Annotated in this window: 11 protein-coding genes, 2 tRNA genes and 3 rRNA genes; 13 read left to right on the forward strand and 3 right to left on the reverse strand. The window is 39.0% G+C overall.

The genetic code is table 11. The features are described from left to right. The first annotated feature begins 262 nt into the window (after positions 1-262). The 3 genes from JHT90_RS01550 to JHT90_RS01560 all read left to right on the forward strand — a co-directional run bounded on the left by JHT90_RS01550 (position 263) and on the right by JHT90_RS01560 (position 3704). Positions 263-1252, forward strand: coding sequence for an OmpA family protein (locus JHT90_RS01550; RefSeq protein ID WP_201093260.1), 990 nt, complete (start codon positions 263-265; stop codon positions 1250-1252). 309 nt (positions 1253-1561) lie between these two features. Beyond that, positions 1562-2947, forward strand: coding sequence for a TolC family outer membrane protein (locus JHT90_RS01555; protein ID WP_201095714.1), 1386 nt, complete (start codon positions 1562-1564; stop codon positions 2945-2947). Between the two features lie 43 nt (positions 2948-2990). Continuing rightward, positions 2991-3704, forward strand: coding sequence for an alpha/beta fold hydrolase (locus JHT90_RS01560; protein WP_201093262.1), 714 nt, complete (start codon positions 2991-2993; stop codon positions 3702-3704). Positions 3705-3727: 23 nt separating this feature from the next. Here the strand turns inward: JHT90_RS01560 and zapE are convergent, their stop codons facing one another. Further along, positions 3728-4816, reverse strand: a complete 1089-nt coding sequence (gene zapE, locus JHT90_RS01565) for a cell division protein ZapE (protein WP_201093264.1) — start codon at positions 4814-4816, stop codon at positions 3728-3730. A gap of 175 nt (positions 4817-4991) precedes the next feature. Here zapE and JHT90_RS01570 point away from each other — a divergent pair, with 175 nt between their 5' ends. From JHT90_RS01570 to JHT90_RS01580, 3 genes are read left to right on the forward strand one after another with little or no spacing between them, the layout of a single operon-like run. After that, positions 4992-6203, forward strand: coding sequence for a pyridoxal phosphate-dependent aminotransferase (locus JHT90_RS01570; RefSeq protein ID WP_201093266.1), 1212 nt, complete (start codon positions 4992-4994; stop codon positions 6201-6203). Positions 6204-6259: 56 nt separating this feature from the next. Then, positions 6260-7459: a hypothetical protein gene (locus tag JHT90_RS01575; protein WP_201093269.1), complete on the forward strand. Its 1200-nt coding sequence runs from the start codon at positions 6260-6262 to the stop codon at positions 7457-7459. Between the two features lie 16 nt (positions 7460-7475). After that, entirely contained in the window at positions 7476-8693 is a 1218-nt protein-coding gene (locus JHT90_RS01580) for a hypothetical protein (RefSeq protein WP_201093271.1), read from the forward strand. A 37-nt stretch (positions 8694-8730) separates the two neighbouring features. Here JHT90_RS01580 and gltX read toward each other — a convergent pair whose 3' ends face one another. Next, a complete protein-coding gene (gene gltX / locus JHT90_RS01585; protein WP_201093273.1) occupies positions 8731-10215 on the reverse strand; it encodes a glutamate--tRNA ligase in 1485 nt (494 codons plus the stop codon). A 128-nt stretch (positions 10216-10343) separates the two neighbouring features. Between gltX and radC the strand changes: the two genes are divergently transcribed. Next, the gene (gene radC, locus JHT90_RS01590; protein WP_201093275.1) at positions 10344-11018 is read left to right on the forward strand and encodes a RadC family protein; all 675 of its coding nucleotides are present in this window, start codon (positions 10344-10346) and stop codon (positions 11016-11018) included. A gap of 49 nt (positions 11019-11067) precedes the next feature. Here the strand turns inward: radC and trkA are convergent, their stop codons facing one another. Then, positions 11068-12441: a Trk system potassium transporter TrkA gene (gene trkA, locus JHT90_RS01595; protein ID WP_201093277.1), complete on the reverse strand. Its 1374-nt coding sequence runs from the start codon at positions 12439-12441 to the stop codon at positions 11068-11070. A 479-nt stretch (positions 12442-12920) separates the two neighbouring features. Between trkA and JHT90_RS01600 the strand changes: the two genes are divergently transcribed. The 6 genes from JHT90_RS01600 (at position 12921) to panS (ending at position 19330) form a co-directional block, all read left to right on the forward strand. After that, positions 12921-14441: ribosomal RNA gene (locus JHT90_RS01600) — 16S ribosomal RNA — on the forward strand. A 93-nt stretch (positions 14442-14534) separates the two neighbouring features. After that, positions 14535-14611: transfer RNA gene (locus tag JHT90_RS01605), tRNA-Ile, on the forward strand. Positions 14612-14617: 6 nt separating this feature from the next. Continuing rightward, positions 14618-14693 (forward strand) — tRNA-Ala (locus JHT90_RS01610). A gap of 249 nt (positions 14694-14942) precedes the next feature. Next, a 23S ribosomal RNA gene (locus JHT90_RS01615) occupies positions 14943-17841 on the forward strand. 187 nt (positions 17842-18028) lie between these two features. Then, a 5S ribosomal RNA gene (gene rrf, locus JHT90_RS01620) occupies positions 18029-18144 on the forward strand. Together the 16S, 23S and 5S rRNA genes with 2 tRNA genes alongside form the textbook arrangement of a ribosomal RNA operon. Before the next feature lie 244 nt (positions 18145-18388). Beyond that, positions 18389-19330 (forward strand): ketopantoate/pantoate/pantothenate transporter PanS, encoded by a 942-nt coding sequence (gene panS, locus JHT90_RS01625; RefSeq protein WP_201093279.1) that lies wholly within the window; start codon positions 18389-18391, stop codon positions 19328-19330. Positions 19331-19381: the final 51 nt, after the last annotated feature.

Below are 19381 nucleotides of genomic sequence, written 5' to 3' on the forward strand. Positions count from 1 at the left end.
CTGAACGTTAGAAATGTTTTTTTACATTCTAAAATATCCTTAAAAAAACCATAAAAAAGCCAGCGAAAATGATCATAACTCCCATTTTTTAGTATAGTTTTCTTAGACTTAAGGCTAAGAAATGGGGGGTTTTCCTGAACGTCAGATGACAGAACGCATAGTTGGGGCTAGCCTAAAATTGAACTCTGTTAAAATCTGCTCATCGAAATTATGTCGGTTAATATGTACTTTAAAATATTCCATATTTATTGGGGATTTAATAATGAAAATGAAAAATAGCTTAGCACTTGTCGCAGGTTCTTTAATCGCAGTAGTTTCTACTGGTGCCTTTGCTCAAGGTCAAGGTGCTGTAGAAGGTGAAGCATTCGTAAAACGTTACTTCACAGACAGCGCTCGTCACATGGATAACGGTCAACTATATGGTGGTAGCTTAGGTTACTTCTTAACTGATGACGTTTCTCTTGCATTATCATATGGCGAATATCACGATATTCGTGGTGATAACCAATATGGTAATAAAAATATTAAAGGTTCATTAAGCTCTTTAGACGCTTTCTATCACTTTGCACAACCAGGTGATTTAGTTCGTCCTTATATTTCTACTGGTGTTGCTCACCAATCTATCAGCAATGCTGATCGCTCTGGTCGTGACCGTGATACTATCCTTAACTTAGGTGTAGGTGCAAAATTATACTTTACTGATAATTTCTTTGCGCGTGCAGGTGTTGATGGTATGTATGGTTTAGGTAATCACCAAGCAGAATATATGTTAACAGGTGCTGTTGGCTTTAATTTCGGTGGTGGCAAGAAAGTTGAGCCAGCTCCAGAGCCAGTACCAGTAGTAGTTGAGCCAACTCCAGAGCCAGAAATTGTACGTGTACAATTAGACGTTAAATTCGATTTCGATAAAGCAACTATCCGTGAAGGTAGCTACGATGATATTAAACAAGTAGCTGATTTCATGAAACAGTTCCCACAAACTACTACTGTAGTTGAAGGTCACACTGACTCTATTGGTTCAGAAGCTTATAACCAAACATTATCAGAAGAGCGTGCTAATGCTGTTCGTAATGCGTTAGTTGATACTTATGGTGTTGAAGGTAGTCGTGTACAAGCAGTTGGTTACGGTGAAGACAAGCCTATTGCTGACAACGCTTCTAAAGAAGGTCGTGCTATGAACCGTCGCGTTGACGCTACTGTAGAAGCACAAGTTGTTCCTCCTCAAGAAACTACTACTGGACAAGCTCAGTAATTAGTTATCCTACGGTAGGTTAAACTATAAAGAATGCCCTGAATTATCAGGGCATTTTTTTATCTAGTTAAAAAATGAATTAACTGATGTTTTAAGTCTCTATCCAAACAGTTTAATAGTCACAAGTCACTAATAAGGAAATTAAGTATTAGACATTGTGATAACTATTTTCTAAACACGTTGTTGAATATATTAAACTACAGTCTTTTAAATAGAAGTAGATAAGTATTACTTTATAATTAACTATTATTTGAGATAGAGGATATGAAACTATTGTGTCAACGTTTGTTTATTTTTTGTATAGCGTTAATGGTGGTTTATGTTAATGCACAAAATAACAGCGCACGTGTTTCATTGAAAAAGACAGGGTTAGTTAGTATTTATTACGATGCAGTTAATAATAATGCTGATTTGGCATCTGCTAAAGCCCAGTATAAAGCAAGACAAGAAGTAGTGCCTCAAGCACGGGCAGGGTTATTACCACAAATTAATGCAAATGCTAATTATGAAAATATAAAAACAGTATTGGATAGACCTGCTACTACAATAAAACGCAATGCCCATGTATATGCAGTAAATTTAACCCAACCTGTTTTTCGTGTAGATCGCTGGTTTCAATTACAAGCAGCCCATGCTGCTAATGAACAGGCTTATTTTGATTTTGCTGTAACACAACAACAACTGATTTTACAAACAGCACAGGTTTATTTTAATATTCTGCAAGCACAAGATGATTTGGCAGCTAATCAAGCAGAAGAGAATGCCTATAAACGTCAAGCAGATGAAGCTAATGCACGTTTTGATTTAGGTTTAGCTGATAAAACAGATTATTTACAAGCAAAAGCTGCTTACGATATGTCACGGGCTAAAAGGATAGTATCAGAGAAAAATGTTGAAGATGCTTTTCAAGCTTTAACAACATTAACTAATCGATATTATGAAGCTATCGAAGGTATTCGTCATAATTTACCTATCAGGCATCCTATACCTAACAATGCAACTGCTTGGGTTGATAAAGCTGTTACACAGAATCTGAGTTTACGTGCTGGGTTTTATAGTGTTGCTGTTGCTGAAGAAACGCTAAAACAACGCAAAGCAGGACACGCCCCTACTGTGGATTTTGTTGCATCTTATCAGCGAGGGGATAATGACGCCTTTAATCTTAATAACTCAGCAGCTAGTCTTGCTCATTATGGTTCAGATGTGGAGCAAACCAGTGTCGGAGTACAATTACAAATGCCCCTGTATTCAGGCGGAATGACTTCTTCTCAGGTGAGGGAAGCGCGTTCCAACTTGATGATGTCTGAGTATGATCAAGAAAGTTTGCGACGTAAAGTTGTACAAAATACGCGAAATTATCATCGAGCTGTTAATACAGATATTGAACAAATTAAAGCATTACGGCAGACTATTATTTCTAGTCAAAGTGCAGTGGAAGCTACTCAAATAGGGTTTCAATCTGGCACACGTAATATTGTGGATGTATTAGATGCACAGCGACAATTGTATGATGCTGTACGAAATTATAATAATGCACGCTATGCATATATTATTGATAGCTTGAGTTTAAAGGAAATGGTAGGTACTTTAAGTCCATTAGATTTACAGGAGCTAGAAGCTTATTTAAATCCTAACTATGAGCCGAGCAAAGATTTTTTACCACCTGAGCTATTAAGAAAGGGTAAATTAAATTAGTTATCCTATTGTTGTTAAATGAAATAATTAAGTTGAAAAGAGAATGATAAGTAGTGAATTACCAACACTAGTATTAATACCTGGTTTATTATGTGATGAGCGATTATGGCAGCATCAAGTTGTTAATTTAGCAGATGTTTGTAAGCCTTGTGTGGCTGATATATCACAAGATAACTCGATTAGAGCAATGGCAAAGAGAGTTTTAGAGAAAGCGCCACAACGTTTTATATTAACAGCCTTATCAATGGGTGGGTATGTTGCTTTTGAAATTATGCGGCAAGCACCTGAGCGTGTTATTTGTTTAGCCTTGATTGATACCATGGCGCGTTTGGACGACGATGAAAGTATAGCGTTGCGTAAAGGGTTAATTAAACTAGCTGAAGAAGGGCGCTTTGTGGGCGTCACACCAAGATTACTACCAAATATCATTTACAAAGATAAATTAAATACGCCTATTGCAGATGAAATTATTAATATGGCGGCACGGTTAGGTAAAGAAACTTTTATTCGCCAACAAACAGCGATAATTACTCGTGATGATTCACTACCTACTTTATCAACCATAAATGTACCTACACTTATTATTGTAGGAGAGGAAGATAAACGTACCCCGCCTGAGGAATCACGTATTATGGCTGAAACTATTGCTAATGCAGAGTTGCATATGTTACCTAAATGTGGCCATTTACCACCATTAGAACTACCACAAGTAACTACTACCTTGTTAAAAGAGTGGATAGTAAAGAATACGCAGTAGTGACTAGGTCACTACTGATATTATTAGGTTTTATGAGGTCTGGTTAAGAATTCATGAGATTGCATTTCTAATAAGCGACTTAGTGTCCTTTGAAAGGCAAATTCAGAGCGAATACCCACATAAAGATCTTTTAATGGTACTTCAGCGGATAAGATAAGTTTAACATTACGATCGTAAAACTCATCCACTAAATAGATAAAGCGAGTGGCCATATCTTCTTTATTAGTATCTAATTGCTCAACATTAGAGATAAGCACCGCTTTGTAAGCTTTAGCAATATCTATGTAGTCATTTTGGCTTCGGGGGCCATCACAAATATCTCTAAACTCAAACCAAACAGCTGTGCTACAAGCTTTTTTAGCATGAATTAGACGATTCTCAATGGTTAAATCAATATCTTCTTTCGCATCAGTAGGATCAAGAATTAGGTTAGCAAAAGTGTGCTCTAATTGTTTCTCCGCTTCCGCATCATTGGGGCAGTAATATAGATTAGCTTTTTCTAAAACGCGTAGTCGATAGTCTATACCACTATCAACGTTAATCACTTCAGTATTTTCTTTTAATAGTGCGATAGCAGGTAAAAAACGTGCGCGCTGTAGACCATCTTTATAAAGACCATCTGGAACAATATTTGAAGTGGCTACCAGTGAAACACCACGCTTAAAAATCTCTTCGAATAATGTGCCTAGTATCATTGCATCTGCAATGTCTGATACAAAAAACTCATCAAAACAGATCACACGCGTTTCTTTTGCTATACGTTCTGCAATAAGGGTAAGTGGGTTTTTATGCCCTTTTAGCTGGGTTAAATCTTCGTGTACTCGTTTCATAAAACGATGAAAGTGGGTACGCATTTTTTCTGGGAAAGGTAAGGCATCATAGAAAATATCCATTAAATAGGTTTTTCCACGACCTACGCCACCCCAAAAATAAAGGCCTTTAATCGGTTTGCGTTTATGGAAGAGTTTGCTAACGAGATTGTTGCTTTTGTTGTGTGCGGCAACTAGATCATCAAAAAGTCTTTGTAAATGGTTTACAGCATTTTCTTGAGCTGGATCTTTAGCAAAGTCTGGACGTTTTAAATCAGCATGGTAACGTTCAAGAGGAGTCATAACTTCTTATACTAATTAAATTTATTAAAAAGGGAATGGTAAATTATACGCTATAAACAAGGAAAAAAGTAAAGAATACTTTTCTATTAGGTTATCTAGTCGTATGATATAAAGGTTTTCTACTATGAAAGGTAGAGTTAATTCTAATATTAAATGTAATCTAAGGGATAATCCCATGAGCTTTGAAAAATCCAACAAACTGGCAAATGTCTGTTATGACATCCGTGGACCAGTTTTAGATCACGCTAAACGCCTAGAAGAAGAAGGTCAACGTATCTTAAAATTAAATATTGGCAATCCTGCCCCTTTTGGCTTTGAAGCACCTGCCGAAATGCTACAAGATATGATTAAAAATCTTCCATCGGCGCAAGGTTATTGTGATTCTAAAGGATTATTCAGCGCCCGTAAGGCAGTCATGCAATATTATCAACAAAATCTAGTAGAAGGTGTGAGTGTTGATGATATCTATATCGGTAATGGTGTTTCTGAACTTATTGTGATGTCTATGCAGGCATTATTAAACAATGGTGATGAAGTATTAATTCCTGCTCCTGACTACCCATTGTGGACAGCTGCTACTACATTGTCAGGTGGCAGGGCTGTACATTATTTATGTGATGAACAAGCAAATTGGTTCCCAGATGTTAATGATATTAAATCAAAAATCACTGAAAACACGAAAGCGATCTTATTAATTAACCCTAATAATCCAACAGGTGCTGTTTATTCTAAAGAGTTACTATTAGATATTATTGAGGTTGCGCGCCAACATAATTTAATTATTTTCTCTGATGAAATTTACGATAAGATTCTTTACGATGATGCTAAGCATACTATTATTGCTTCCTTAGCTTCTGATGTGGTTTTTGTTACCTTTGGTGGTTTGTCAAAAGTTTATCGAAGTGCTGGCTTTAGATCTGGCTGGTTGGTGATTTCAGGTGCTAAACATTTAGCCAAAGGTTATATTGAAGGCATTGATATGCTATCAAATATGCGTTTGTGTGCTAATGTGCCAGCACAAGGAGCGATTCAAACAGCTTTAGGTGGTTATCAGACGATTCAGGATCTAGTAAAACCTGGTGGACGACTATACGAGCAACGTAATAAAACATGGGAAATGCTAAATGCTATTCCAGGGGTTAGCTGTGTTAAACCTATGGGGGCGCTTTATGCCTTCCCAAAATTAGATCCTAAAGTTTATCCTATTCGTAATGATGAAAAATTTGTATTAGATTTATTATTACAAGAGAAAATTTTAGTTGTGCAGGGTACGGCATTTAATTGGATACATCCTGACCATTTTAGAATTGTCACTTTGCCGAGAGTAGATGATTTAGAATATGCTATTAAACGTATTGAAGTTTTCTTAAAGGGCTATAAACAGTAGCCTGTGTATTATAAAGCGACCAAAGTGTCGCTTTATTATTTATATAAGGGAATATTATGAAAAAAAAAATATTATTAATACTATTAATGGTATTTTGCTTACCTACTGTCGCTTCAACAGAAGGTTATCCTGTTGTTTACCGTATTAGTAATTACTATGATACTTCTTTAAAAGTAAAAGTTGATGTAGTAACTAAGCATTTAGGAACTTTTATATTAACAAACTCTAAGACATCACTTTCAAAAGTACCTCAGCCAAGAAAGCAAGTCTATTGCGCTGATGATAATAGACTAGTGGAATATAATAGAACACAACGTTGTAGTTCAATATATTGGTATATAGAGCTTAAGCGTCAGCCAATGGATGGAATTAATGGAGCAGGGCAAGATGATTATTATTTAAATAATGGTCAATGGTTAATTACCGAAGCTTATAACTTTCCACGTTTTCATAATATTTCCAAAGCATTAGTATGTGTTAATGATAAAACTTGTCAGCCCATACCTGTTGATGGGTTACCTTTATTTTTTATTTGGGGTAAGCAACCTACCACCATAAAATTACCTTCTCTAACGGTCAATATTTTTACAGATAGACAAGGGGATACTTTATTAGATAAACAAAAGCTAGTGAAGTGGTTGGAACCGAGGTATGAATATATTGCTCAAGTATTCAATACTGATAAAGGCTATCCTATTAATATTGTTTGGTTAGCCCGTGATACTAATGCCAAAGTTTCTGGTGGCTTGGCAGGCTATCATTCTTTTTTAGCAAATTATTATGTTGAAAATAACCAGCTTGTAAAAAATACGGAAACTATACTATTACATACTTCTTTACATGAGTATGTACACGTGGCCTCTCCCTATCGATATGCAACTTGGATTGAGGAAAGTCTAGCAGAATACTATGCGAATAAGGCAGTAACGCTACCAGAGTTTAATATAAATTCGTTAGCACGTTGGCAAAAAGTTGCTGTAGCACATCCCTCTTTTGCTACAGGCTTATATGAAGCAAATCAAAAATTATTAAATGGCGCTGTAAGTTATTATAGTGTTTTGTATATAAAGGGATCTGCATTCTGGAATGAAATAGATCAGCAGTTATTAAAACAGAATGCTTCGTTAGATCAATTTATTCCTTACTTAGCTGGAACAAATAATAATATTGAATTACCTAAGGTATTTATTGAAAAAGTAGAACCTATCATAGGTAAAGATAGGCTTGACCAATTAATAAAACAATATCTACGTTAGTTTAGATTAAATTTTTATGAGAAATAGGATTTTTTTAATAATATTAGGTTTGGTTATTTGTTGCATTGCAAAGGCAGAAGACAATCAAATTATTTATCAATTAAAAAAAGAATTTTATCCTTCTTTAAGGGTTAGAGTTGAAGTCAATACCAAGCCATTAAATAGTTTTGTATTAGAGCAATCGAGGTATTATCATGGAGATAAACGTCCTGTAAAACAGGTATATTGTGCCGATGATAATTCTAAAATTAGCTATGGTCAGCCCGCTCATTGTGATTTAATTTATTGGTATATTGATGTTAAAAGACAATCTCTTACAGGAATTGGTGCAAGATCTTTAGAAGATTATTATTTAAATAATGGGCAATGGACTCTTGCTGAGAGTAAAAATTTTCCAAGAATTTTGGGTCAGTCAAAAGAGTTAGTCTGTGTTGATGAACATGGTTGTAAACCATTGCCTACAAGAGAACAACCATTTTTATTTTGGGTGTGGGGGAAAGCACCTACTCATGTCACTGTAGCCAATAAACAGTTTGAAGTATTTTCTGATAAAAGTGCTGAACCTATCAATAAACGCATGTTAATGGTTAAAGTTGAACCTAATCTACGATATTTAAATCAAGTTTTTACTTCTCAATTAGGTGATTATATTAAGAAGCCTATCTCTCTAGTGATGTTAGAGCGAAATGATAGAGTCATGGAAGATGCAGGTGGTGTTGCTCAAGATCATGTGGCATTGGTTAATTACTATACGTATGGTTATCAACTTGCCGAAGATTGGGAGGTTCGTTTTCATAAAACCATGTTACATGAGTATGTGCATTTACTAGTGCCCTGTGAGACATTTGCAAGGTGGACATGTGAGAGTCTAGCAGATTATTATGCTTATAAAGCTTTAACGGTTGGTAGATTAAATACAACTGCTATTCATCGTTGGTATAGGCAGAGTATGAGCAGGCCTAATAAATTGGGTATGTATCAAATAGATAAAAGATTTTGGCAAACGGGCAGTTGGAGTTACTATAGTCTGTTTTATGTAAAGGGAGCAGCTTTTTGGAATGAGTTAGACAGCTTGTTGCATAAGAAATATCGTAATTTAGATAGTTATTTGCAGTTATTGGTAATGGAGCCAAATCACTATCAAACAGATTTACCTCAGCCATTTGTAAATAAAATGATAGAAATCATTGGTGAGCAAGACTATAAAAAACTATCAGCAAAATATTTAGAGTAATAATTAAAAAGGGGCTATAAAGCCCCTTAAATAAAACTTAACCTGCGATAGCGGGTAATAGTTTTTCCCATGCTTTAATCTCTTTCTTTGAAGCTCCGCCTAAAGCTTCTAGTGCTTGACGAAAACGATAGCGAGATAAGTCAGGGCCTAAAATTTCCATTGCATCCAGTACAGGTAGCGAACTGGTTTTACCAGTGATAGCCACAAATACCATTGGCATAATATCCCTGAATTTAACTTCAAAGAAATCAGCAATGCCTTGTACACAGAGACTAATTCGATCTTTTTCCCAATGTCTTAACGCTTCTAATTTCCATAACAGTAATTGCATGGCTTGGCGTACTTGTTCAGGAGAAAGCTTTTTATTTTCAAACAGGTTAGTATCTATAGTGACTCCACCCATAAATAAAAAGTCAGCTAAAGGAACGATTTCGCTAAATGTTTCCACTCTATCTTGTAGTAGCGGGATGATTTTAGTGAAATAGGCTTTATTAAATCCCCACGTTTGGACTTTATTAGCAAACTCTTCTACAGATAAGTCGCGAATCCATTGACCATTTAGCCAAGAAAGTTTTTCAATATCAAAAATAGGGCCACCTAAAGAAACACGCTTGATATCAAAATTTTCAATCATTTCACTTAGGGTGAATTTTTCACGTTCATCAGGCATAGACCAGCCCATGCGACCTAAATAATTAAGCATGGCTTCTGGTAGAAAACCCATACGCTCATAGAAATTAATAGAGGTAGGATTTTTACGTTTTGATAATTTACTTTTATCAGGATTACGTAATAATGGCATATAGCAAAGTTCAGGTTGCTCCCAGCCAAAATACTCATAAAGCTTAATTAGCTTTGGGGCAGAGGGTAACCACTCTTCACCACGTAGCACATGAGTAATACCCATTAAGTGATCGTCAACTACATTGGCTAAGAAATAAGTAGGCAAACCATCTGTTTTCATTAGCACTTGCATATCCATACGATCCCATGGAATTTCTACTTCACCACGGAGCATATCGTTAACTACACATATTCCATCACTTGGCACTTTCATTCGGATAACATTTGGCTCATTAGCAGCTAATCTGCTATTTACCTCATCAGGGCTTAAGTGCATACAGTGGCCATCATAGCGTGGCGTCTCTTTATTAGCCATTTGCTCATTACGTACTTGCTCTAAACGTTCAGCAGTGCAAAAACAATGAAATGCATGGCCTTTTGCTACAAGTTCATTGGCATATTTTTTATAAATATCACCACGCTCACTTTGTCTATATGGGCCATGTGGACCTCCAACATCAGGGCCTTCATTCCATTCAATACCTAACCAACGTAATGCATCAAATATTTGCTGTTCAGATTCACGGGTTGAGCGTACTTGATCAGTATCCTCAATACGTAAAATAAATTCCCCGCCATGTTGACGAGCAAAACAAAGATTAAAAAGAGCAATATAAGCGGTGCCCACATGAGGATCACCTGTTGGAGATGGTGCAATACGTGTACGAACAGTAGTCATAGGACTCTCAAATAAGAAAAAATAATGTTAATAAGTTTATTAATGTAAAATTAGCGTAAATAAGGATTATTATCCAATTAAAATATTTTACTATAACCATTACAACAAAAATACCGTAAGGACTAAAGATGAGTATTAAAAATTGGCCTGCAACGGAAAGACCAAGAGAAAAATTATTATCTCAAGGAGCTGCCTCTTTAACAGATGCAGAATTATTAGCAATATTTTTAAGAACGGGTGTAGCTGGTAAAAGCGCTGTAGATTTAGCAAGACAATTGCTTTCAGAGTTCGGTAGTCTACGTGCACTATTAGAGGCAGATTTAAAAACTTTTAGCTCACATCTTGGGTTAGGTGTAGCAAAATATACTCAATTACAAGCTATTATTGAGATGGGCAAACGCCATTTAGCAGAAAAGCTACAAAAAGGAACGGTAATGGATAATCCACAAGTAGTGCGGGATTTTCTATGTACACAGCTACGCGGAGAACCTCATGAAGTGTTTGGCTGTTTGTTTCTAGACAGTAAGTATCGTGTTATAGCTTATGAAAATCAATTTTATGGCAGTATTAATGAATCCACTGTTTACCCTAGACAGATAATTAAACGAGGTCTTCATTTTAATGCGGCAGCTATAATTTTTACTCATAATCATCCATCAGGTATTGCTGAACCAAGTAATAATGACAAAGTTTTAACTAAAGAGTTAATAAAAGCTTTGTCTTATGTTGATATTAAAGTATTAGATCACTTAATTATTGGTGAAGGAGAACCCTTTTCGATGGCCGAGTGGGGGATGATTTAAATAGGTTAACTTAAATAAAATAAAATAAAAAAGCCCAAATAATGGGCTTTTAAAAGAAACCAATACTTACTTCAAATAATCGTTCAACATCACGGATATATTTTTTATCTACTACAAATAAAATAATATGATCCTCTGATTGAATCAATGTATCATCATGGGCAATAATTACTTCATCACCACGTACAATCGCACCAATTGTTGTGCCTGGTGGTAATCCTACACGCTCCACTGTTCTACCCACTACTTTGCTTGACTTTTCATCACCGTGAGCGATAGCTTCAATGGCTTCAGCAACCCCTTGATGTAATGAATGTACACTTACCATATCACCACGTCTAACATGAGTTAGTAAACTACCAATAGTAATATTCTGTGGGCTAATGGCAATATCAATGGTATTAGCTTGAATGAGTTTTACATAAGCTGGGTTATTAACAATAGTCATCACCTTTTTAGCACCCAACTGCTTAGCTAATAATGAAGACATAATATTTGCTTCATCATCATTGGTTAAAGCTAAAAATACGTCAGCTTCAGCTATGTTTTCTTCTACTAACAACTCCTTATCAGAAGCACTACCTTGTAACACAATACTTGTATCTAATTTCTCTGAAAGCTCTCTACAACGAGTAGCACTGTGTTCAATTATTTTTACTTGATAACGGGTCTCTACCGCTTCAGCTAATCGTTCACCAATATTACCACCACCTGCAATGACAATACGTCTATTAGCAGATTCAGCGCGTCTTAACAAATTAATAATAGAACGTACATTACTTTTAGCCGTAATAAAAAAGACAATATCATCTACCTCAATAATTGTTTCACCGTTGGGTAAAATAGGATGGTCGTGTCTATAAATAGCTACTATACGGGCATCAATATTAGGTAAAAGAGTCTTGATTTGTTGTATCTGTTGACCAATTAAGCTACCACCATAATACGCTTTAACTGCTACTAATTGCGCTTTACCTTCAGCAAAGTCAATAACTTGGAAGGCACCGGGATATTCAATAAGACGTTTAATATAATTAGTTACCAACTGTTCAGGGCTAATTATTACATCAACGGGAATGGCTTCATCAGCAAATAATTCATCCCTACTTAAATAAGCAGAGTTACGAATACGAGCAATACGTGTAGGTGTATGGAATAATGTATAAGCTACTTGGCAGGCAGTCATATTCACTTCATCTGTATTAGTAACTGCTACCAATAAATCAGCGTCATCTGCCCCTGCTTGCCGTAAAACTGTTGGAAATGATGCCATACCCTTAATCGTACGAATATCTAAGCGATCACCTAAATCACGTAAACGATCAGCATCTAAATCCACTACAGTAATATCATTTGCTTCGCTGGCTAAATGTTCAGCAAGTGTACCGCCAACTTGACCAGCTCCAAGAATAATAATCTTCATTTATTTATCAATAAATAGTGAGAGTTAAAAATATAAAGGAAATAATACACCTTTATAATCATAATATATATGGCATGCTATATAACAATAGTCATTCTTGCTAGTTATGCTTTCTTAAATAAATCATTTAACTTTTTAAAGTTTGTATAAAAACTAAACAATTAGAAGTTAGATAAAAAATAAACTTTATTTAAATTAGTCGAAAAAAGCTTTTGTTTGCAGAGTGTTAAAAGAATACACTAAAAATAATTTAAAAAAGTAATTGACTGTATGTTGTGATGACGTATAATGCGCGTCCTCGATAGGCAGTAAGCAAAAAGTTGGTTACCAAACTATCACTGTTCTTTAACAATATAAATCAAGTAAATCGTGTGGGTGTTTGTAGTACTGGTAAGAATTATCAGTAATATAAATAACTCGTCATGAATGAGTTTTTAGATTACTGAGCCGTTTTGGCTTCTTATGAAGCAAAAGATTTAAAACTGAAGAGTTTGATCATGGCTCAGATTGAACGCTGGCGGCAGGCCTAACACATGCAAGTCGGGCGGTAACAGGTCTTTCGGGATGCTGACGAGCGGCGGACGGGTGAGTAAAGTCTAGGAATCTGCCCATTAGAGGGGACAACGCGGGGAAACTCGCGCTAATACCGCATACGCCCTACGGGGAAAGGTGCTTAATTGTACCGCTAATGGATGAGCCTAGATCAGATTAGCTAGTTGGTGGGGTAAAGGCCCACCAAGGCGACGATCTGTAGCTGGTCTGAGAGGATGATCAGCCACACTGGGACTGAGACACGGCCCAGACTCCTACGGGAGGCAGCAGTGGGGAATATTGGACAATGGGGGCAACCCTGATCCAGCCATGCCGCGTGTGTGAAGAAGGTCTTCGGATTGTAAAGCACTTTAAGTTGTGAGGAAGGGGTAGTGTAACGAACTACTTTTGACGTTAGCAACAGAATAAGCACCGGCTAACTTCGTGCCAGCAGCCGCGGTAATACGAAGGGTGCAAGCGTTAATCGGAATAACTGGGCGTAAAGCGCGCGTAGGTGGTTTGTCAAGTTGGATGTGAAATCCCCGGGCTCAACCTGGAACTGCATCCAAAACTGACTGACTAGAGTACGGTAGAGGTTAGTGGAATTTCCTGTGTAGCGGTGAAATGCGTAGATATAGGAAGGAACACCAGTGGCGAAGGCGACTAACTGGACTGATACTGACACTGAGGTGCGAAAGCGTGGGGAGCAAACAGGATTAGATACCCTGGTAGTCCACGCTGTAAACGATGTCAACTAGCCGTTGGAGTCCTTGAGGCTTTAGTGGCGCAGCTAACGCAGTAAGTTGACCGCCTGGGAGTACGGTCGCAAGATTAAAACTCAAATGAATTGACGGGGCCCGCACAAGCGGTGGAGCATGTGGTTTAATTCGACGCAACGCGAAGAACCTTACCTAGCCTTGACATGTCCGGAATCTTGCAGAGATGCGAGAGTGCCTTCGGGAATCGGAACACAGGTGCTGCATGGCTGTCGTCAGCTCGTGTCGTGAGATGTTGGGTTAAGTCCCGTAACGAGCGCAACCCTTATCCTTAGTTACCAGCACGTAAAGGTGGGCACTTTAAGGAGACTGCCGGTGACAAACCGGAGGAAGGTGGGGATGACGTCAAGTCATCATGGCCCTTACGGCCAGGGCTACACACGTGCTACAATGGTTGGTACAGAGGGTTGCCAAGCTGTGAAGCGGAGCTAATCTCAGAAAACCAATCGTAGTCCGGATTGAAGTCTGCAACTCGACTTCATGAAGTCGGAATCGCTAGTAATCGCGAATCAGAATGTCGCGGTGAATACGTTCCCGGGCCTTGTACACACCGCCCGTCACACCATGGGAGTGGGTTGCTCCAGAAGTAGCTAGGCTAACCTCGTGAGGCCGGTTACCACGGAGTGATTCATGACTGGGGTGAAGTCGTAACAAGGTAGCCGTAGGGGAACCTGCGGCTGGATCACCTCCTTAAACGAAAGCTGGTACTACAAATACCCACACGAATTACTTGATTTATGATTGCGAAGAACGAATTGGGCGAAGGCCTGAGAAGTTAACAGATTAGGGTCTGTAGCTCAGCTGGTTAGAGCACACGCTTGATAAGCGTGGGGTCGTAGGTTCAAGTCCTACCAGACCCACCAAATGAAGGGGCCATAGCTCAGCTGGGAGAGCGCCTGCCTTGCACGCAGGAGGTCAGGAGTTCGATCCTCCTTGGCTCCACCAGATACCTAATCGAAACAAAAAGCTAGAAGCTAATTCTTTTAAATAAAGAGACTTACCTTCTAACTTTTAAAGTTAGACTGTTCTTTAACAAATTAGATATGCAAAGAAGTAAAGATTAATTAATAATTACTGGTCTAATTATTAATGCTGAGGTGAAAATATTGCGAACTCAAGCGCAAATTTTCGGCGAAACAAATGTCGATTCTTTGGTTGTGTAGCATTAGATTACTAGATAATTTAGGGTTATATAGTCAAGTGAATAAGCGCATACGGTGGATGCCTTGGCAGTCAGAGGCGAAGAAAGACGTGATACCTGCGAAAAGTTACGGGGAGCTGGGTACAAAGCATTGATCCGTAAATGTCTGAATGGGGAAACCCAACTGAGAGAACCTCAGTTATCCAGTACTGAATACATAGGTACTGAGAAGCGAACCAGGGAACTGAAACATCTAAGTACCCTGAGGAAAAGAAATCAACCGAGATACCCCAAGTAGTGGCGAGCGAACGGGGTGCAGCCAGTGTTCAGAAGCATGAGTATTAGTGGAATGGCGTGGGAAAGCCAACCATAGAGAGTGATAGTCTCGTACACGAAAATGCACATGTGGATCTAAGTACACAAAAAGTAGGTCGGGGCACGAGAAACCTTGACTGAAGACGGGGGACCATCCTCCAAGGCTAAATACTACTGACTGACCGATAGTGAACCAGTACCGTGAGGGAAAGGCGAAAAGAACCCCGAGTAGGGGAGTGAAATAGAACCTGAAACCGTATGCGTACAAGCAGTGGGAGCGGACTTGTTCCGTGACTGCGTACCTTTTGTATAATGGGTCAGCGACTTATATACAGTAGCAAGCTTAACCGAATAGGGAGGCGTAGCGAAAGCGAGTCTTAATAGGGCGCCTAGTTGCTGTGTATAGACCCGAAACCAAGCGATCTATCCATGGGCAGGTTGAAGGTTAGGTAACACTGACTGGAGGACCGAACCGACTACCGTTGAAAAGTTAGCGGATGACCTGTGGATCGGAGTGAAAGGCTAATCAAGCTTGGAGATAGCTGGTTCTCCTCGAAAGCTATTTAGGTAGCGCCTCATGTATAACTTCTGGGGGTAGAGCACTGTTTCGGCTAGGGGTCATCCCGACTTACCAACCCGATGCAAACTCCGAATACCAGAAAGTTTTAGCATGGGAGACACACGGCGGGTGCTAACGTCCGTCGTGAAAAGGGAAACAACCCAGACCGTCAGCTAAGGTCCCAAAATTTTGGTTAAGTGGGAAACGATGTGGGAAGGCATAGACAGCTAGGAGGTTGGCTTAGAAGCAGCCATCCTTTAAAGAAAGCGTAATAGCTCACTAGTCGAGTCGGCCTGCGCGGAAGATGTAACGGGGCTCAAACCAAATACCGAAGCTACGGGTTCATCTTATGATGAGCGGTAGAGGAGCGTTGTGTACGCCTGTGAAGGTCAATTGAGAAGTTGGCTGGAGGTATCACAAGTGCGAATGCTGACATGAGTAACGACAATGGGTGTGAAAAACATCCACGCCGAAAGACCAAGGTTTCCTGCGATACGTTAATCGAAGCAGGGTTAGTCGGCCCCTAAGGCGAGGCTGAAAAGCGTAGTCGATGGGAAATAGGTTAATATTCCTATACTTCTAATAACAGTGATGGAGGGACGGAGTAGGCTAAATCAGAGTGGCGTTGGTTGTCCACTTGAAAGGCTGTAGGTAGATCTCTTAGGCAAATCCGGGAGATTATTACTGAGAACTGATGACGATTCATTTATTTTAAATGGAGAGTGATTGATGCCATGCTTCCAAGAAAAGCTTCTAAACTTATGTTATTAGGAACCGTACCCCAAACCGACACAGGTGGTCAGGTAGAGAATACCAAGGCGCTTGAGAGAACTCGGGTGAAGGAACTAGGCAAAATGGCACCGTAACTTCGGGAGAAGGTGCGCTGGTGGTAGGTGAAGTTCCTTGCGAATGGAGCTGAAGCCAGTCGAAGATACCAGGCCGCTGCAACTGTTTATTAAAAACACAGCACTCTGCAAACACGAAAGTGGACGTATAGGGTGTGACGCCTGCCCGGTGCCGGAAGGTTAATTGATGGGGTTAGCTTAGGCGAAGCTCTTGATCGAAGCCCCGGTAAACGGCGGCCGTAACTATAACGGTCCTAAGGTAGCGAAATTCCTTGTCGGGTAAGTTCCGACCTGCACGAATGGCGTAATGATGGCGGCGCTGTCTCCACCCGAGACTCAGTGAAATTGAAATCGCTGTGAAGATGCAGTGTATCCGCGGCTAGACGGAAAGACCCCATGAACCTTTACTGTAGCTTTGCACTGGACTTTGAACCTGTTTGTGTAGGATAGGTGGGAGGCTTAGAAGCTTAGACGCTAGTTTAAGTGGAGCCGACCTTGAAATACCACCCTGACATGTTTGAGGTTCTAACTCTGGCCCGTAATCCGGGTTGAGGACAGTGTATGGTGGGCAGTTTGACTGGGGCGGTCTCCTCCTAAAGAGTAACGGAGGAGTACGAAGGTGCGCTCGGCGTGGTCGGAAATCACGCTAAGAGTATAAAGGCAAAAGCGCGCTTGACTGCGAGACAGACAAGTCGAGCAGGTACGAAAGTAGGTCTTAGTGATCCGGTGGTTCTGTATGGAAGGGCCATCGCTCAACGGATAAAAGGTACTCCGGGGATAACAGGCTGATACCGCCCAAGAGTTCATATCGACGGCGGTGTTTGGCACCTCGATGTCGGCTCATCACATCCTGGGGCTGAAGCCGGTCCCAAGGGTATGGCTGTTCGCCATTTAAAGTGGTACGCGAGCTGGGTTTAGAACGTCGTGAGACAGTTCGGTCCCTATCTGCCGTGGACGTTTGAGATTTGAGAGGGGCTGCTCCTAGTACGAGAGGACCGGAGTGGACGAACCTCTGGTGTTCCGGTTGTCACGCCAGTGGCATTGCCGGGTAGCTATGTTCGGAAGAGATAACCGCTGAAAGCATCTAAGCGGGAAACTTGCCTCAAGATGAGATCTCACTGGGGATTTAATCCCCTAAAGGGCCGTTGAAGACTACAACGTTGATAGGTTGGGTGTGTAAGCGTAGTGATACGTTGAGCTAACCAATACTAATTGCCCGAGAGGCTTGACTATATAACCCCAAGTTATTTGGTTAAGAATCGAAGAAAGACATAAAGTAAAAGTTGAAAATGAGCAAATGAGTTCGTTTGCCGAAGCTAAGAGTAGACACAAACGTTAATTAATCAAATACTTTGCAACAAGCATATCTAATTTAGGTGATGAGTATAAATAACCAAACTACTTACACCATAAAGAATTGCTTGAGGAAAATAGAGCGTTGGAACCACCTGAATCCTTCTCGAACTCAGTAGTGAAACGACGTATCGCCAATGGTAGTGTGGGGTCTCCCCATGTGAGAGTAGGTCATCCTCAAGCTCCTAAATCAAAGCCCCCTGATCTTATAAAGATAGGGGGCTTTTTAGTTATTGAGACTTTTAAGTCAGAATAGTAAATAGGATTTACAGGCTTTAACACTCCCAGTATATTATTCTTATGCTTAGGTAGTCTTTTGCTGATATAAATAGAAAAATAAATAATGTTTACATTGAATATTTATGATTCTATTTATATTATCTGCATTTGTTTGGGATTAGCTAATTAAATAGCTTGAGGCGATGTTTTGCTAAAAGTTTTAAGTAAAGTTTGTCAATTATTTCCTTTATGGGCAATTGCTATAGCTGTTGTTGCTTGTTATGCCCCTATTCTATTTACACCCTTTAAACCCAATATTGGCTATTTGTTAATGTTTGTTATGTTTACTATGGGTGTATCTTTAAGTTTTGCAGATTTTAAATATGTCTTTTCCAAACCTAAAGCAGTTATTGTGTGTACGGTATTGCATTATATTGTAATGCCATTTACTGCACTAATTTTATCCAAGATTTTTCAGATGCCTACTGATTTGGCAGTGGGGTTGATTTTGGTGGGTAGTGTTTCTAGTGGAACTGCTTCTAATGTGATTATTTATTTAGCTAAAGGTGATGTAGCACTTTCAGTAACTATTTCTGCTGTATCAACTTTAGTGGGGGTTGTAGTTACCCCTTTACTTACGCTATTGCTAGTAGGTCAGTCAGTACAAGTAAATGCATGGGAGATATTTGAGCATATAGTTTTAATAGTGCTTGTACCTATTATATTGGGTTTAATTGTTCATTCTTTACTTAATAAAGTGGTAAAAAAAGTTGAACCAATACTACCCTTTTTATCTATGTGCTGTGTAATATTTCTAATTGGCATTGTGGTTGCAGCTAGTAGAGATCAAATTGCTAATGTGGGAGTTATTATTATGCTAGCAATTATATTACATAATGCAATTGGTTTATTAGGTGGCTATTGGGGAGGAAGAGTATTTGGTTTTGATGAGTCTACTTGTAGAACAATGGCTATTGAGGTAGGGATGCAAAATTCAGCTTTAGCGGCCACTTTAGGACAAACTTATTTCTCTGCATTAGCCTCTTTACCTGGTGCCATTTTTTCTGTTTGGCATAATATTTCAGGTTCGATATTAGCAGGTTATTGGCAGGGGAGACCTGTTAACAAAAAGAATAAAAAGGAAATATGATAGGAGCGATTATTACCGTAGGATCTAATTGGGTTAATAACTTTAAAAGAA

Source organism: Entomomonas asaccharolytica (assembly GCF_016653615.1).
Lineage (GTDB): Bacteria > Pseudomonadota > Gammaproteobacteria > Pseudomonadales > Pseudomonadaceae > Entomomonas > Entomomonas asaccharolytica.

Coding starts and splice junctions, on each gene's coding strand:
- gltX (WP_201093273.1), bottom strand. CDS start 10,215: ATGACTACTGTTCGTACACGTATTGCACCATCTCCAACAGGTGATCCT.
- JHT90_RS01555 (WP_201095714.1), top strand. CDS start 1,562: ATGGTGGTTTATGTTAATGCACAAAATAACAGCGCACGTGTTTCATTG.
- JHT90_RS01560 (WP_201093262.1), top strand. CDS start 2,991: ATGATAAGTAGTGAATTACCAACACTAGTATTAATACCTGGTTTATTA.
- JHT90_RS01570 (WP_201093266.1), top strand. CDS start 4,992: ATGAGCTTTGAAAAATCCAACAAACTGGCAAATGTCTGTTATGACATC.
- radC (WP_201093275.1), top strand. CDS start 10,344: ATGAGTATTAAAAATTGGCCTGCAACGGAAAGACCAAGAGAAAAATTA.
- zapE (WP_201093264.1), bottom strand. CDS start 4,816: ATGACTCCTCTTGAACGTTACCATGCTGATTTAAAACGTCCAGACTTT.
- JHT90_RS01550 (WP_201093260.1), top strand. CDS start 263: ATGAAAATGAAAAATAGCTTAGCACTTGTCGCAGGTTCTTTAATCGCA.
- JHT90_RS01575 (WP_201093269.1), top strand. CDS start 6,260: ATGAAAAAAAAAATATTATTAATACTATTAATGGTATTTTGCTTACCT.
- trkA (WP_201093277.1), bottom strand. CDS start 12,441: ATGAAGATTATTATTCTTGGAGCTGGTCAAGTTGGCGGTACACTTGCT.
- JHT90_RS01580 (WP_201093271.1), top strand. CDS start 7,476: ATGAGAAATAGGATTTTTTTAATAATATTAGGTTTGGTTATTTGTTGC.